Annotated in this window: 9 protein-coding genes and 1 tRNA gene; 4 read left to right on the plus strand and 6 right to left on the minus strand. The window is 41.4% G+C overall.

All coding sequences use genetic code 11. The annotated features are described in order from the left end of the window. Window positions 1-47: 47 nt before the first annotated feature. The 3 genes from HXT34_RS03365 to guaA form a co-directional block, all read right to left on the minus strand. Window positions 48-779, minus strand: coding sequence for a GntR family transcriptional regulator (locus HXT34_RS03365; protein WP_421784379.1), 732 nt, complete (start codon window positions 777-779; stop codon window positions 48-50). A 214-nt stretch (window positions 780-993) separates the two neighbouring features. Then, window positions 994-2,382, minus strand: a complete 1,389-nt coding sequence (locus HXT34_RS03370; RefSeq protein WP_421784380.1) for a PTS ascorbate transporter subunit IIC — start codon at window positions 2,380-2,382, stop codon at window positions 994-996. A 518-nt stretch (window positions 2,383-2,900) separates the two neighbouring features. Then, entirely contained in the window at window positions 2,901-4,463 is a 1,563-nt protein-coding gene (guaA, locus tag HXT34_RS03375) for a glutamine-hydrolyzing GMP synthase (RefSeq protein WP_415683055.1), read from the minus strand. A gap of 401 nt (window positions 4,464-4,864) precedes the next feature. On the opposite strand from guaA, the gene HXT34_RS03380 reads away from it, so the two are divergent. The 3 genes from HXT34_RS03380 to HXT34_RS03390 all read left to right on the plus strand — a co-directional run bounded on the left by HXT34_RS03380 (window position 4,865) and on the right by HXT34_RS03390 (window position 10,715). After that, window positions 4,865-7,342 carry a phosphoketolase gene (locus HXT34_RS03380; protein ID WP_004111342.1) on the plus strand — a complete coding sequence of 826 codons (2,478 nt, stop codon included), beginning with the start codon at window positions 4,865-4,867 and terminating at the stop codon, window positions 7,340-7,342. A gap of 286 nt (window positions 7,343-7,628) precedes the next feature. Continuing rightward, entirely contained in the window at window positions 7,629-9,335 is a 1,707-nt protein-coding gene (gene pta / locus HXT34_RS03385) for a phosphate acetyltransferase (protein ID WP_421784381.1), read from the plus strand. A gap of 150 nt (window positions 9,336-9,485) precedes the next feature. Next, complete coding sequence (locus tag HXT34_RS03390; RefSeq protein ID WP_415683052.1) at window positions 9,486-10,715, plus strand: acetate/propionate family kinase; 1,230 nt, start codon at window positions 9,486-9,488, stop codon at window positions 10,713-10,715. A gap of 80 nt (window positions 10,716-10,795) precedes the next feature. Here the strand turns inward: HXT34_RS03390 and aroA are convergent, their stop codons facing one another. Together aroA and HXT34_RS03400 are read right to left on the minus strand one after the other, a co-directional pair. After that, window positions 10,796-12,157 (minus strand): 3-phosphoshikimate 1-carboxyvinyltransferase, encoded by a 1,362-nt coding sequence (aroA, locus tag HXT34_RS03395; RefSeq protein ID WP_421784382.1) that lies wholly within the window; start codon window positions 12,155-12,157, stop codon window positions 10,796-10,798. 82 nt (window positions 12,158-12,239) lie between these two features. Further along, window positions 12,240-12,313: transfer RNA gene (locus HXT34_RS03400), tRNA-Pro, on the minus strand. Window positions 12,314-12,498: 185 nt separating this feature from the next. Between HXT34_RS03400 and HXT34_RS03405 the strand changes: the two genes are divergently transcribed. Then, the gene (locus tag HXT34_RS03405) at window positions 12,499-13,599 is read left to right on the plus strand and encodes an ABC transporter permease (RefSeq protein WP_421784383.1); all 1,101 of its coding nucleotides are present in this window, start codon (window positions 12,499-12,501) and stop codon (window positions 13,597-13,599) included. Between the two features lie 110 nt (window positions 13,600-13,709). On the opposite strand, the gene glgX is transcribed toward HXT34_RS03405, so the two are convergent. Further along, on the minus strand, window positions 13,710-15,839 hold the full coding sequence (gene glgX / locus HXT34_RS03410) for a glycogen debranching protein GlgX (protein WP_119527637.1): 2,130 nt from the start codon (window positions 15,837-15,839) through the stop codon (window positions 13,710-13,712). Window positions 15,840-15,868: the final 29 nt, after the last annotated feature.

The following is a 15,868-nucleotide window of genomic DNA, read 5'->3' on the forward strand; positions in this document are numbered from 1 at the left end:
ACAAAAATGGGCTAACTAAGAATATCTTAGCTAGCACCAAAGTTTAATTAAGCAGCATTTGAATGCAAGTGGAAACGAATCTCACCAGAATTTGGCGCATAAACAGCTGCACCAAAAGCAATAATCGTACCAAACTTATCTTTTACAGTAGAATAAGCTGTAAGTGCAGGAGTTCCAACTTCAAGGTTAAGTACTGCTGAAAGACTGTCACATAGATTTTCTATATGCACAGACACTTCATTTTCTACAAGCTGAACAGCGTACGCTTTAAGCAAAAAATCAGATAACGACTCATCTGAAAAATCATGCGTCAAAATTTTAGGAAAACGAGAAGCAGGCAAATAGAGCACACTATAACGCGATAAAACATCGTCAACGTAACGCAAACGTTTCAAACATATCAATTCATCTACTGGATCAAGGCCTAAACGAGCAGCAGCATCTTCATCATGAATAACATCGTTTTCAATAACTTTTATTCTAATTTTTGCATCATTAGAATAAGTCTGCTCGTAAAATCCTTGCGCACGATCAGAAATTACTTCTTGACTATAACTAGGAATAATTGAAGAAGCTCGAAATGTTCCTCTACCCTGCTCACGAACAAGTAATCCTTCAGCAATAAGGTTATCGACTGCATGCCTCAAAGTAATACGGCTCACATTGTATTGTTTGCACAATTCAATTTCAGGAGGTAATTGTTCGTTAGCTTCCATAGAATCAATGCGAGCGCGTAGATTGTCTCGCACAGCAATGTATTTAGGCACACCTTCGACCATTTCACTCTCCCCTAACTAAACGCTAACATGAAAAAGCCGTTGATACTAGTTTGTGTAAAACACAGCATAGTAACAACGGCTCATGCAAAACTAATAACTCTGTTATCCTATCAGTCCTAACATAAAATGTACAAACAAATAGGAAAATTAGTAAAAAATTTTTTAATTTTTATCTGTATATACAATTATTTAATTGTATTTTTATTTTCTTTACTTATTTTATTTCTTCAACTTTTTCAAAATTATTAGAATCGCGTTTATTCATAAATATTGAGACAGAATAGAACAATATTAGTGCAATAAGTACTACAGAAATTAGAACAGTACGGCCACCAACAATATTTACGTGACCAAGTATTACACCAAATACGCCATAATCCGCATCAGAATATGTAGAATTTGCACTTCCTAAATCGCCAAGCACTGGCAAAAGGAACAACGGAAGGAAAGTAATGAAAAGACCGTTAATAAATGATGCAGTCAAGCAACCACGTATTCCACCTTGACCATTACCGAATACTCCTGCAGCACCACCAGCCATGAAATGCGCAACAATTCCAGGAATAATAATTGTCGTTCCCAAAACCGCCATAAGCGTCATTCCAAGCAAACCGCCAAAGAAACTAGCTAAGAAACCAATAAGAACAGCATTAGGAGCAAAGCCAAAAGTCATTGGCGCATCTAAAGCAGGACGAGCATTTTTAACAAGCTTTTCCGATATTCCCTTAAAAGCTGGAACAATTTCGTCAAGAACAATCTGCACGCCTGCAAGAATAATATAAACACCTGCAGCAAAAGTTGCAGCCTTCAACATAACGAAAACAATGGAGTTTTGACCATTAGATAAATGTGTTTCAACATACGAAGAACCAGCAAAAAGCGCCACTACAATATAAATAACAGCCATAGAAAGCGTGATAAGCACTGTTGTGTCACGCAAGAATCCCAATGCTGCTGGGAATTTAATATCCTCAGTTGACTTAGAAGGACGCTTTTTTGAAGCAGTAAGCTTTGCAATTAACGCGCCTAAAGCAACACCAGTACCAGCAGGATGACCTAAAGCAACATCATCTTTGCCTGAAGCTTTTTTCATAAATGGCTGCACCAGTGCTGGAGAAATTGTCGTAAACAATCCTTGAGCAATTGAACCCCATAAAAGAACTTCCCACATGCTAAATCCTGCAACATTAAATATAACTGCAAGCATACTTGCCATATAGAAAGCTACGTGACCCGTTAAATAGATAAATTTAAAACGAGAAGTAATAGAAAGAATAATATTAACAATCATTCCAAAGAAGAAAATAAGCGCAGATTCAGAGCCATACTTCAATAAAACAGTTCCAATAATTGCTTCATTATTTGGCACTACGCCTTGTACATGAAATGCGTATTGAAACATTTTGCCGAATGGGTTCAACGCTTCAGTAATAACGCCAGAACCAGCTGCTAAAACAAGAAAACCAACAAGAGTACGGATTGATCCTTGCAAAATATCCGAGAATTTCTTTCTTTGCACTGCAAGACCAATAAAAGAAATAAGCGCAACTATAACAGATGGCTGTCTGAAAATATCGAGCAGTACTGACAGAATACCGTCCACGTAACTCTCCTTACCATATTAATCGATATAGTTTGAGCGGCTTACGCAATTATTGGCAGCAAAAATATCTTACAAACTTCGCAAACGATACCGTAGGCGAAACTATTCGAAATACACGATTAGTTTCGTAGCACAGTAAAACTACACATACAAAATTCACGGTTCCGCAATGAAGCAAAGTAGTAAGAGCTACTACGAGCAGTAGTTTTTATACCCAGCCAACAACTACTGTTACAGCTCATACTGTTGTTTCATGTCAGACTCATTATATCGTTTAAACATTATAAACAATTAAAACAACAGTATTTATAATTAAAATATTCATTAAATATCGATAAAATTCGAAAATTTACCTGTTTTTAGAAAATTCGACACACCAATATACAGAAAAAAGCACTCCATTTTCACGAAGTGCTTTATAAAATCAGTAAATATTACAGTTTTTAATGAAAATAAACGAATGTTTTACTGTTTAAACATATGTTTAAATTTCGGCCAATAATTCCCACCAAAAACTGTCACTCCCACTCAATCGTGGCAGGCGGCTTAGATGTTACATCAAGCACTACACGATTAATTTGACGGCATTCATTCGTGATTCGAGTAGAAATATTTGCCAATACATCGTAAGGCACACGAGACCAATCAGCTGTCATAGCATCCTCAGAGCTAACAGGACGCAAAACAATTGGAGAACCATATGTGCGCTCATCACCTTGAACACCAACAGAATGAACATCAGCAAGCAAAACGACTGGGCATTGCCAAATGTCGCGATCCAATCCAGCTTTAGAGAGCTCTTCTCTAGCAATTGCATCTGCTTCACGAAGAACAGCCAAACGCTCGCGAGTAATTTCGCCAACAATACGGATGCCTAAGCCTGGGCCCGGGAATGGCTGACGCCAAACAATTTCATCTGGAAGTCCAAGCTCAGTTCCAATAGCACGAACTTCATCCTTAAACAAAGTACGCAAAGGCTCAATAAGCTTAAACTTCAAATCCTTTGGCAAGCCGCCAACATTGTGATGTGACTTAATATTTGCAGCTCCGTCTCCGCCGCCTGATTCAACAACATCCGGATAAAGTGTGCCTTGCACAAGGAACTTAACTTCTGCTCCAGATTTTCCAGCCTCTTCAATAACCTGACGCTGAGCTTTTTCAAAAGTGCGAATGAACTTTTCGCCAATAATCTTGCGCTTGCGCTCCGGCTCACTCACGCCTTTAAGTGCGTCCAAAAAGTCATCTTCTGCATCAACTGCGATTAGTTTAATGCCAGTTGCTTCAACAAAATCATGCTTAACCTGCTCAACTTCGCCTTTACGAAGCAAACCGTGGTCAACAAAAACGCAAGTAAGCTGATTGCCAATTGCTTTATGCACCAATGCTGCAGCAACAGCAGAATCTACGCCGCCAGAAAGACCACAAATAACTTGTGCGTCTCCAACTTCTTCGCGAATCTTAGCAACTTGATCCTCAATAATATTAGAAGGATTCCAATTATTATCCAGTCCTGCACACTTATGTAAGAATGTAGATATAAGTTCCTGACCCAATGGAGTGTGTTTAACTTCTGGATGCCATTGCACACCGTAAAGTTTGCGACTTTCGTCTTGCATTGCTGCAACTGGAGCACCTTCTGTGTGAGCCAAGACAGTAAAACCTTCTGGAGCACGCTTAACAGCAACACCATGACTCATCCAAGTATTCTGCGCAGATGGGGATCCGGAAAGTAAACCTTCAGAATCATCAATAGTTGCAGCAGTCTTGCCATACTCGCCAAGTGCAGCTTTATCTACATCGCCACCAAGCTCATGAGCCATTACCTGGAAGCCATAGCAAATACCAAGAACTGGCACACCTGCTTCAAAAATCTTTGGATCAATGTCAGGAGCACCTGGTTCATAAACAGAAGCAGGACCGCCTGAAAGAATAATAGCTTGAGGATCCTTAGCAAGCATTTCGTCAACTGGCATAGAGTGAGGAACAAGTTCTGAATACACATTTGCTTCGCGCACTCGACGAGCAATAAGCTGAGCATATTGAGCGCCAAAATCAACGACAAGCACTGGTCCTTTTGCCATGATTCTCCTTATATATATGTTCTAATACGATTCAATTTATAATAGTGAAACTTTGCGACGTTACGTAATTACAAAACGCCGAAAATTAAACACAAAAGTTGCACATATATTCTAACACTGCAAATAACGTTGATAGATTTTTGTGCGAAACGCTTAACTATAAAGTATAAAATGAACATTAAATATAACATAATCTATACAAATGGCTCATTTTTTACGCACATAATCACACATTTTTTCAACACAAATGCACGAAGAAGTAACCAAACGAACAAAAGTCAGACGCTGGCACTATACTGAAACGGATGGAAAAAGAGCTGTAATACATTTGTTTTCCAGTCTCTATAACCAAATGGTAATGATCAAATTGCACTGAAAAGTGCTTGAGTACAGGAGTACACATGACGAGTCCTGTTATTGGCACACCTTGGAAGAAGCTCAACGCTCCAGTTTCCGAGGCAGCTATCGAAGGCGTAGACAAGTACTGGCGCGTTGCCAACTATCTTGCGATTGGCCAAATTTATCTTCGCAGCAACCCTCTAATGAAGGAGCCGTTCACTCGCGAAGACGTTAAGCATCGTCTGGTGGGCCACTGGGGCACCACTCCAGGTCTTAACTTCCTTATCGGCCACATCAATCGTTTTATCGCTGATCACCAGCAGAACACCGTGATTATCATGGGTCCAGGCCACGGCGGCCCAGCTGGTACTGCTCAGTCTTACCTCGACGGTACTTACACTGAGTACTATCCAAAGATCACTAAGGACGAAGCTGGTTTGCAGAAGTTCTTCCGTCAGTTCTCTTACCCAGGCGGTATTCCTTCTCACTTCGCTCCTGAAACCCCAGGTTCCATCCACGAAGGTGGCGAACTTGGTTACGCACTTTCTCACGCTTACGGCGCTGTTATGAACAACCCAAGCTTGTTCGTTCCAGCAATCGTTGGCGATGGTGAAGCTGAGACCGGTCCTTTGGCTACCGGTTGGCAGTCCAACAAGCTTGTGAACCCACGTACCGATGGTATCGTGCTTCCAATCTTGCACTTGAACGGCTATAAGATCGCTAACCCAACAATTCTTTCCCGTATTTCCGATGAAGAGCTTCATGAGTTCTTCCACGGCATGGGTTACGAACCATACGAGTTCGTTGCTGGCTTCGACGATGAGGATCATATGTCCATCCACCGTCGCTTCGCTGACATGTTCGAAACTATCTTCGATGAAATTTGCGATATTAAGGCTGAGGCTCAGACTAACGATGTAACTCGTCCTTACTACCCAATGATTATCTTCCGCACTCCAAAGGGTTGGACCTGCCCGAAGTTCATCGATGGCAAGAAGACCGAAGGTTCTTGGCGTGCACACCAGGTGCCACTGGCATCTGCTCGCGATACCGAAGCTCACTTCGAGGTTTTGAAGAACTGGATGAAGTCCTACAAGCCTGAAGAGCTCTTCGATGAAAAGGGCGCTGTGAAGGAAGACGTTCTTTCCTTCATGCCAAAGGGCGAACTCCGCATTGGTGAAAATCCAAACGCCAACGGTGGTCGTATTCGCGAAGACTTGAAGCTTCCAAAGCTTGAAGATTACGAAGTCAAGGAAGTTAAGGAATTCGGTCACGGCTGGGGCCAGCTCGAAGCTACCCGTCGTCTTGGTGTTTACACTCGTGACATCATCAAGAACAACCCAGATTCCTTCCGTATCTTCGGACCAGATGAGACTGCTTCCAACCGTTTGCAGGCTGCTTACGAAGTAACCAACAAGCAGTGGGATGCTGGCTATCTCTCCGGCTTAGTCGATGAGCACATGGCTGTTACCGGCCAGGTCACCGAGCAGCTTTCCGAGCATCAGATGGAAGGCTTCCTCGAAGGTTACTTGCTCACCGGTCGTCACGGCATCTGGAGCTCCTACGAGTCCTTCGTACACGTTATCGACTCCATGTTGAACCAGCACGCAAAGTGGCTTGAGGCTACCGTTCGTGAGATCCCATGGCGTAAGCCAATCTCCTCTGTGAACTTGTTGGTATCCTCTCACGTATGGCGTCAGGATCACAACGGCTTCTCGCACCAGGATCCAGGCGTAACCTCCGTGCTCTTGAACAAGACCTTCAACAACGATCACGTAATCGGCATTTACTTCCCAGTAGATTCCAACATGTTGCTTGCTGTTGCTGAAAAGGCTTACAAGTCCACCAACATGATTAACGCTATCTTCGCTGGTAAGCAGCCAGCTGCTACTTGGTTGACTCTCGACGAAGCTCGCGAAGAGCTCGAGAAGGGTGCTGCTGAGTGGAAGTGGGCTTCCAACGCTAAGAACAATGACGAAGTTCAGGTTGTTCTCGCTGGTGTTGGCGATGTTCCACAGCAGGAATTGATGGCAGCTGCCGACAAGTTGAACAAGCTTGGCGTTAAGTTCAAGGTTGTTAACGTTGTTGACTTGCTCAAGTTGCAGTCCGCTAAGGAAAACAACGAAGCTTTGACTGACGAAGAGTTCACTGAGCTCTTCACTGCTGACAAGCCAGTCCTCTTCGCTTACCACTCCTACGCACATGACGTTCGCGGCTTGATTTACGATCGTCCAAACCACGACAACTTCAACGTTCATGGCTACAAGGAGCAGGGCTCCACCACAACGCCATACGATATGGTTCGTGTGAACGACATGGATCGTTACGAGCTTACCGCTGAAGCATTGCGCATGGTTGACGCCGCTAAGTATGCCGACGAAATCAAGAAGCTCGAGGACTTCCGCCTCGAAGCCTTCCAGTATGCAGTCGACAAGGGTCTTGATCACCCAGACTACACCGATTGGGTATGGCCAGGCGTTAAGACCGACAAGCCAGGCGCTGTCACCGCTACCGCTGCAACCGCAGGCGATAACGAGTAGTTTTAAGCTGATAAAGCTAAAACTGGTTAGCTAAAACATTTCGGGAGTCAATCGAAAGATTGGCTCCCGTTTTGTATATTAAAACAAAAAACTTCATGTTATTAAAACAAGCAATGCAATAAAACTGATTATACGCAAAATAAATTACATTTATAATTACTATTTTGTGCGTGTACAACATAGATAAGCCGTACAATGGAAAAAGTTTGTTTATATTGCTAATGCAAAACTTACATTAGCAATATAAACCCTAGCAGTAACACGAAGTATCAAAGGAGAACGCATCGTGTCACATATTAATGTAACAATTATCGGCAACGAAGATATGTACGGCAGAAATGCTGTTGCATTCGGAATAACACATATTCTGTCTAATAACTACAGCACTACTGTTTTTCGTCCATGCGCTCAACCAAATGACACTTTTACTAAGCAACTTTTGGGTATCGCAAATACTTCAACAAAATTAGAACAAGTTATTGCAACAACTCCAGAAATAGTTAGAACAAATAAAGATACAGTGCGCGGAGATATCGTTGCGCGCTATAACGAATTATTGCAATCCACTTCTGCTCAAGCTTCTATTATTGTTTCTAGTGACGCAAACCCAGCATATGATCCAGAACTGTTTTCTTTCGACGCAACTGTTGCAGCTGACTTGGCATCGCCTGTTTTTCTCACAGTTTCAGCTCAAGGCAGAAACTCACAACAAATTTTACAAACTATAGATTCTGCAAATGCTTGCGTTATTAAATCATGCACACAAGTTTTAGGAGTATTTGTTACAAACTGCGATCCAGAACTTGGAGCTGAGTTAATGCGTGACTATAGCTCTAGGAATTATGCAAACTCAAACGACGAAGCATCCCGAGTAAGCCAAACTCCATTATGGGTTTTGCCACCAATAGATGAAGAAACTAAAAATTCTTCATTAGAAACATTCGTAAATTGCGTTCGAGAAAATGATGTTCTTAATGCTCTTCACCAACCATTTAAAGCTCCAACTACACCTTATGCTTTCCAATACAGTTTATTAGGGAAAGCAAAAGAAAATAAGAAAACTATAGTTCTTCCAGAAGGAGAAGAAGATCGTATTCTTAAAGCAGCAAACTATTTGCTAGAACGTGATATTGTAAATCTAATTATCATTGGAGAACGCGAATCTATTCTTGCTCGAGCAGAAGAACTAAATCTAAATTTTCTTTGCAAAGCTAGTTTCCAATCTATGCACGATGAAGCAATGCTAAGCCATATGATTACAAAACTTTGCGAATTAAGAGCAAAGAAAGGAATGACAGAAAAACAAGCACGTGAACAACTAACAGATGCAAGCTACTTCGGCACCATGCTAGTAGTACTAGGTCAAGCAGACGGTCTTGTTTCTGGTTCAGTTAATTCAACTGCAAATACTGTACGACCAGCACTTCAAGTAATTAAAACTAAACCAGGATCAAAACTTGTTTCTGGAGCATTCCTTATGTGCTTCAAAGATCATGTATCTGTATTTGCAGATTGTGCAATCAACCCAAATCCTAGTGCAGAACAGCTTGCTGATATTGCTATTCAGTCTGCACACACTGCTGAGACTTTCGGACTCAATCCTAAAGTTGGAATGCTATCCTATTCAACGCTTGGTTCAGGAAAAGGACCAGATGTTGATACTGTAGAAGAAGCAACACGCATTGCAAAAGAAAAAGCACCTGATTTAGCAATTGTTGGATCTATACAGTTTGATGCAGCATGGTCTCCTACAGTTGCTGCAGCAAAAGCAAAAAATAATAGTATTGCTGGTCATGTGAATGTATTTGTATTCCCTGATTTATGTGCAGGAAATATCGCTTATAAAGCCGTGCAACGCTCTAGCGGAGCGCTGGCTGTTGGTCCAATTTTGCAAGGATTAAATAAGCCTGTAAATGATTTGTCTAGAGGAGCTTTAGTACAAGATATTATTAATACCGTTGCTTTAACCGCGTTAGAAGCACAATCAGAATAAACATAATAAAGCTCCTAAAACAGCATCACAGTGCGTACGTAAACTTGAGGTATTGCATTGCACTCAATATCTTTAAGTTTGTAGGAACTTAACGCTAAACTAGAGCGTGGCAATTTACAAGCCTTATCAATACTTATGGAGGATGCCCACATGGCAAAAACCGTTCTTGTTATCAATTCTGGTTCCAGTTCGATTAAGTATCAGCTCGTTGACTTGGAAAGCGGTGAAGGTATCGCTTCCGGCATCGTTGAGAAGATTGGCGAACCAGTTGACGGCCACTACAAGCACGTATTCAATGGCGAAAAGCATGAGTTCGATGAGCCAGTTCACGACCACGAGCAGGGCTTGAAGCGCGTACTTGGATTCTTCGAAGAATATGGTCCAAAGCTTTCAGAGTCTGGCATTGTTGCTGTCGGTCACCGCGTTGTTCAGGGTGGCTTAACATTCCCTAAGCCTGCATTAGTCAATGAAAAGACAATCAATAAGGTTAAGGATTTGGCAGTTTTGGCTCCACTTCACAACGGTCCAGAAGCTGTTGGCGCTGAAGTCATGACTGAACTTTTGCCAGATGTTCCACAAATTATGGTATTCGATTCTTCATTCTTCCATGCTTTGCCACAGGTTGCAGCAACTTATGCTTTGAACAAGGAAATCGCAGATCGCTATCATATTCGTCGTTATGGTGCTCACGGCACTTCTCACGAATACATTGGTTCTGTTGTTCCAAGCGTTGTCGGTAAGCCTGCAGAAGGTTTGAAGCAGATTGTTTTGCACATTGGTAACGGTGCCTCTGCTTCTGCTCAGATTTCTGGTAAGCCAGTTGAAACTTCTATGGGCTTAACCCCGCTCGAAGGCTTGATGATGGGCGGCCGCACTGGCGATATTGACCCAGCTGTAGTGTTCCACCTTATTCGCAATGCTCACATGAACGTGGACGAACTTGACACTCTCTTCAACAAGCGTTCCGGCATGATGGGTATGACTGGTCACGGTGATTTGCGCGATATTCACAAGCTCATCGCAGATGGTGATGAAAACGCTAAGCTCGCTCTCGGCGTATACGTGCACCGCATTGTTGGTTATATTGGCAACTACACTGCTCAAATGGGCGGCGTTGACGTCATTACCTTCACTGCAGGCGTTGGCGAGAACGACGAAATCGTACGCGCTAAAGTATGCGAAAAGCTTGAGCCATTCGGCGTTAAGCTTGACAAGGAAAAGAACCTTGTTCGTTCTAAGGAGCCACGCGTTATTTCCACTCCAGACAGCTCTGTGATTATTGCTGTGATTCCAACGAACGAAGAGTTGGCTATTGCACGCAAGGCTGCAGCTATTGCTGAAGCTGGCGAAGATAGCTACGGCAACAAGTTTAAGCACTAAATCGTTGGCGCTTAACAGCGTAGAACAAACAAATAAATAGATATAAATAATCCCGGGTCAAAAAGGCTCGGGATTATTTATTATTCAAGCATTTTATGCCACATGCCTGGAAAATCAGGAATCGTTTTGCGAGTAGTAGAAATATTTTTGATTCTTATATTTTCTATGCGCAATCCAAGCATTGCAGCAAACGTTGCCATTCTGTGATCCGCATAAGTTTCCATCACTTCCCCATGCATATGATTACTTGGCTCAATACGAATGCCATCTTCGAGCTCTTTAGCACCAATCCCAACTCGATTCAATTCATTAACTAAAGCTTGCAAACGATTCGTTTCATGCCCTCTCAAATGCGCGATACCATGAAGTTCACTTGGGCCGTCCGCAAACGCAAGAATAGCTGCAATACTAGGAGCGATCTCCCCTGCTGCACTCAAATCAAGATACGGAATTGCTTTAATCGCACCATCGCTTTCCACATGCATTATTCCAGCGTCATCGCTTGTTTTTTCAAAACTAACTTTTGCGCACATTTTCTCTAATATTCCAGGAAGCAATCCACCAGGTTGAGTTGAAGAAAACGGCCAATTAGGTATACTGACACTTCCTCCAGCAATCAATGATGCTCCTAAAAATGGCGCAGCATTAGAAAGATCAGGCTCTATAGTAACAACGTTAGCTAAAGCTATTTTGCTCTCTTTAACATGCCACATTGCGTTGCTAGTCATATTTACGCCCCCACCCGCTTTGCAAATATCGTCCATAGTCATGCGAATATGCGGCATACTTGGCAATGTGTCACCAATATGTTTAAGACTTAAATCCCCAGGTATACGCGAGCCAATTAGAAGCAACGCAGAAATAAATTGTGATGATGAAGAAGAATCAATTTGCACAACTTTTTCAGAAAAATCATTTATTTTAGATTCGACTGAAGGTGGCGTAATAGTAAAAGGTAGGAAACCCTCTTCTCCTTGATATTCTACGCGAGCACCAAGCTGCTCTAAACCGTCAAGAACTGGCTTCATAGGACGAGCATAAGCTTGCTTATCGCCATCAAATCGCACAGCTTTATTTGCAAATAAAGCTAAAGCTGCAACGAAACGCATTACAGTTCCAGCTAAACCGCAATACACTTCAGCATTATCTGGAACCCTAAAAATTCCGTCTTCTGGAGGAATTACACGAAGCTTAGTTCCATCTTCATTTAATGACTCACATCTAACGCCAAATGTAGATAAAGCGTTAATCATAAGCTCCGTGTCGCGCGAGCGCAGCAATCCTTGTAAAACTACTGGTTTTGTGTCTAAAGCTGCCAAAATTAAATAACGATTCGACAAAGATTTACTGCCAGGAACCTCAATATAAGCTTTTAATTGATGATTAGCATACGGTGCTTTCCAAGAAGTAGTGCAATCTGCAATATCATTAACATCACTCATACTATGAATACTATCGATTGACATGTACTGCTAAATAAGAATAAAAAGCAAAAATACGCATATTTCATTAGATATAAAAAAGTCGGGGTGACAGGATTCGAACCTGCGACATCCTGCTCCCAAAGCAGGCGCGCTACCAAACTGCGCTACACCCCGAGGCTTTCGAACTGATTACCAGTTCCAAGCACAATCAACTACAATAGCGCACTTTGCAGACAAATGCAAATTACGACACACGTATTATGAAAATTTTTTCTTCATTACAAAATTCAACTAGCAAAACTCATTACTAGCTACCAAACGATACAATAGAATTAGTTTAAAGAAAAAAGGGGCTAAGTATGGGACGCTTCCAGCGAACAGAGGCAATGGGCTTAATATCATTCATAGTTTGCGCAGCTTGTGGAATGATTATTATGAGAATGTATATGACAACAATGCCAGCGTTTTGGCAAATTAGTCAGCGACTATTCCTTACAGCTTCAACTATTGTGTCTTTGTGCAGCGTAGGCGCTTTTATTGTTGGATACTTGCGTACAAATAAAAAAGTTATTAGCCATCACTTAATTCGAGTAGCTAAGCATGCGTTTGAAATAACAGCGCTTTCTACGATTTACGGCGCAACGATGTTTCTTATGTCTTTTGCTTTGCTATCTATTATTAATAGCATTATTGGCAGAGCAGCAATGAACAGTTATTTACCAGTATTATGCTCAGCCTTATCTGGAATCGTTGGATACGCAACTCTTATTCAAGCTGAACTTCTCGAAGCCAAAACAGTGGCTTCCCTCCTGCCATTATTCGTTATTTCTGGAGCTGCAACTGCAGGTCTTACAACAGATGATCCGTACTGGTATAACAATAATTTCTCTCAACTTGGAGACCGCACAACATTTGCAGCCAGTATGTTTAATGCAACACTTGTTTTGTCAGGAATTTGCATTATTATAACGAGCTACTTTGCTATTACTGAATTCGTTGCAACGCAGCATGAAATGCTGCAACACAATAGCCAAAAACTGATTAAACACTTCAAGATGCGCACAACTGTTATGGCAGCTTTGCTTATTCTTGGAGGAATATCGTTTATTGGAATAGGAACTTTTAGATACACACCACATCCTTTCTTACATGATTTATGTGCTCGAGGCGTGACAGGATTAATTTGCACAATGCTTATTTGCCTTCCATGGCTTGCTCCTAGACTTTCTCGCACATTCTATGTTGCTTCCGATTTAGCAGTTGTTCTTACTGCGTGGGCAGGAAATCAGTGGATGCATGGAAATAATACTCTTACAAATGTTGAAGCGTTATCATGTCTGCTATTTCTTGGATGGATTATTGTATTTTCAAGACAAGTTGCTGCTATGCAAAGCGATCGTCTTCAATCAAAAATAAATCAAGCTTTAATACTAAATAGAAGCTCAAAAGCACAAATATAATAAGAACAAAAAAATAAATTAAACTAACAAAAGCAGCGTAGAAACTTAAATTTCTGCGCTGCTTTTAGTTTTTACAAGTCACGAACTTCTTTAGAAATAAAGCATAATACTCAACATTCTGGCTTATGCTCGCTCATAAGAAGCAAGAAACTACGAGATTGTGCGACAATATTAAATCCTGCTTCATATAACAATTCCGGACCCTTTGGATTATATGTGTCCACAATCAACTTCCACTTTTCACCATAACGTTTATCTGGCAATGTAAAAGTAATAGGTTCATAATGCGCATTAAAAATAAGAATAAAGTCATTATCAACCATTCTTGTTCCATACCAGTCAGTTTCTGGAATATCAGAACCATTCAAATAAATCATCACAGATAAAGCATGAGTATTTGACCAGTCTTCCATATCCATAACAGTACCGTTATGGTCAAGCCATTCAACTTGTGGAATATCGCTTACATCATCTCCAGCAGAACGGCCTGTAAAGAAACGACGACGATGTAACACTGGATGCTTCAAACGCAAGTGAATAAGCTTGGAAACGAAATCGAACATATCTCGTTGAGTTTCGTTATAATCCCAACTTATCCACGAAATAGCGTTATCTTGGCAATAAGCATTGTTATTACCATTCTGCGTGCGCATGACTTCATCACCAGCGCATATCATAGGAATACCCTGGCTCATCAGAAGAGTTGAGAACAAATTACGTATTTGACGTTCACGCAATTCGTTAACATCGTGAATATTAGTAGGTCCTTCAACACCGCAATTCCACGAACGATTGTCGTTCGCACCATCGCAATTGCCTTCTTTATTAGCTTCATTATGCTTTTCGTTATAGCTAACTAAATCGTTCATAGTGAAGCCATCGTGAGCTGTAATAAAGTTCACGGAAGCTACAGGCTTTCGTCCATTTTGCTCATACAAATCTGAGCTACCCATAAGCCTGCTAGCAAATTCAGGTAATGTAGATGGTTGTGAACGCCAAAAGTCGCGGACGCAATCGCGATATCTTCCATTCCACTCAGACCAACTTGGAGGGAATCCACCAACTTGATATCCACCAACACCAATATCCCAAGGCTCAGCAATAAGCTTCACACTTGAAATAATAGGATCCTGCTCAATAATGTCGAAGAATGCAGAAAGTTTATCTACTTCTTGGAACTGACGCGCAAGAGTTGCTGCTAAATCGAAACGGAAGCCATCGACATGCATTTCAGTTACCCAATAACGCAAACTATCTGTAATCAACCGCAATGCTTTTGGAGAACGCATAAGTAAGGAATTACCAGTACCAGTAGTATCAAAATAATGACGTTGGTCATTATCTACCAGACGATAATATGCGCGGTTATCAATACCACGGAAACTCAAAGTAGGACCACGGTCATTGCCTTCAGCAGTGTGATTGTAGACAACGTCTAGAATCACTTCCATGCCTGCAGCATGATATGCCTTAACCATTGACTTAAATTCGTTAACCTGTTCTCCACGCTGACCAGAGCTGGAGTAAGAATTTTGAGGAGCAAAGAAGCCAATAGTGTTGTATCCCCAGTAGTTGCTTAATCCTTTATTTTGTAAGAAAGAATCATTTACAAACTGATGGATAGGCATCAATTCTATTGCAGTAACACCAAGCTTCTTTAAATAAGAAATAACGCTTGGATGCGCAAGCCCAGCATAAGTGCCTCTAATATCTGGAGGAACACGTTTATCAAGATTAGTCATTCCACGAACATGAGCTTCGTAAATAACAGAATCATGATACGGAATCATAGGGTGTTGATCATTACCCCAATCAAAATACGGGTTAATAACTGCAGCCTTCATCGTATGATCTGCAGAATCCAAAGTATTCATTGCTGAAATATCATCTGGATTATCAAACCAATACGAGAAAAGACTCTCATCACCGTCTATATTTCCTTCAATCGCCTTGGCATACGGGTCAAGCAACAACTTATTAGGATTGCACCATAAACCATGAGAAGGATCATAAGGTCCGTGAACACGATAACCATAACGCTGACCAGGCTGTATGCCTGAAACATAGTTATGCCACACGTATGAGTTCTGCTCAGTCATGTCAATACGTGTTTCGTTATCATGCTCATCGAATAAACATAATTCAACGCGCTTTGCAACTTCGGAAAACAGCGCAAAATTCACGCCAGCGCCATCATAGTTTGCGCCAAGCGGATACATGGAACCTGGTCGTATATGCATAATATAAGTATCTCATATATTCGAATAGT

The organism is Gardnerella sp. DNF00983 (genome assembly GCF_049244265.1).
Taxonomy (GTDB): Bacteria; Actinomycetota; Actinomycetes; order Actinomycetales; family Bifidobacteriaceae; genus Bifidobacterium; species Bifidobacterium vaginale_J.

Bases quoted from the DNA above. Each gene is read 5' to 3' on its own strand.
- glgX (WP_119527637.1), bottom strand. From the start codon at position 15,839: ATGCATATACGACCAGGTTCCATGTATCCGCTTGGCGCAAACTATGAT.
- aroA (WP_421784382.1), bottom strand. From the start codon at position 12,157: ATGAGTGATGTTAATGATATTGCAGATTGCACTACTTCTTGGAAAGCA.
- HXT34_RS03390 (WP_415683052.1), top strand. From the start codon at position 9,486: ATGGCAAAAACCGTTCTTGTTATCAATTCTGGTTCCAGTTCGATTAAG.
- HXT34_RS03365 (WP_421784379.1), bottom strand. From the start codon at position 779: ATGGTCGAAGGTGTGCCTAAATACATTGCTGTGCGAGACAATCTACGC.
- guaA (WP_415683055.1), bottom strand. From the start codon at position 4,463: ATGGCAAAAGGACCAGTGCTTGTCGTTGATTTTGGCGCTCAATATGCT.
- HXT34_RS03405 (WP_421784383.1), top strand. From the start codon at position 12,499: ATGGGACGCTTCCAGCGAACAGAGGCAATGGGCTTAATATCATTCATA.
- HXT34_RS03380 (WP_004111342.1), top strand. From the start codon at position 4,865: ATGACGAGTCCTGTTATTGGCACACCTTGGAAGAAGCTCAACGCTCCA.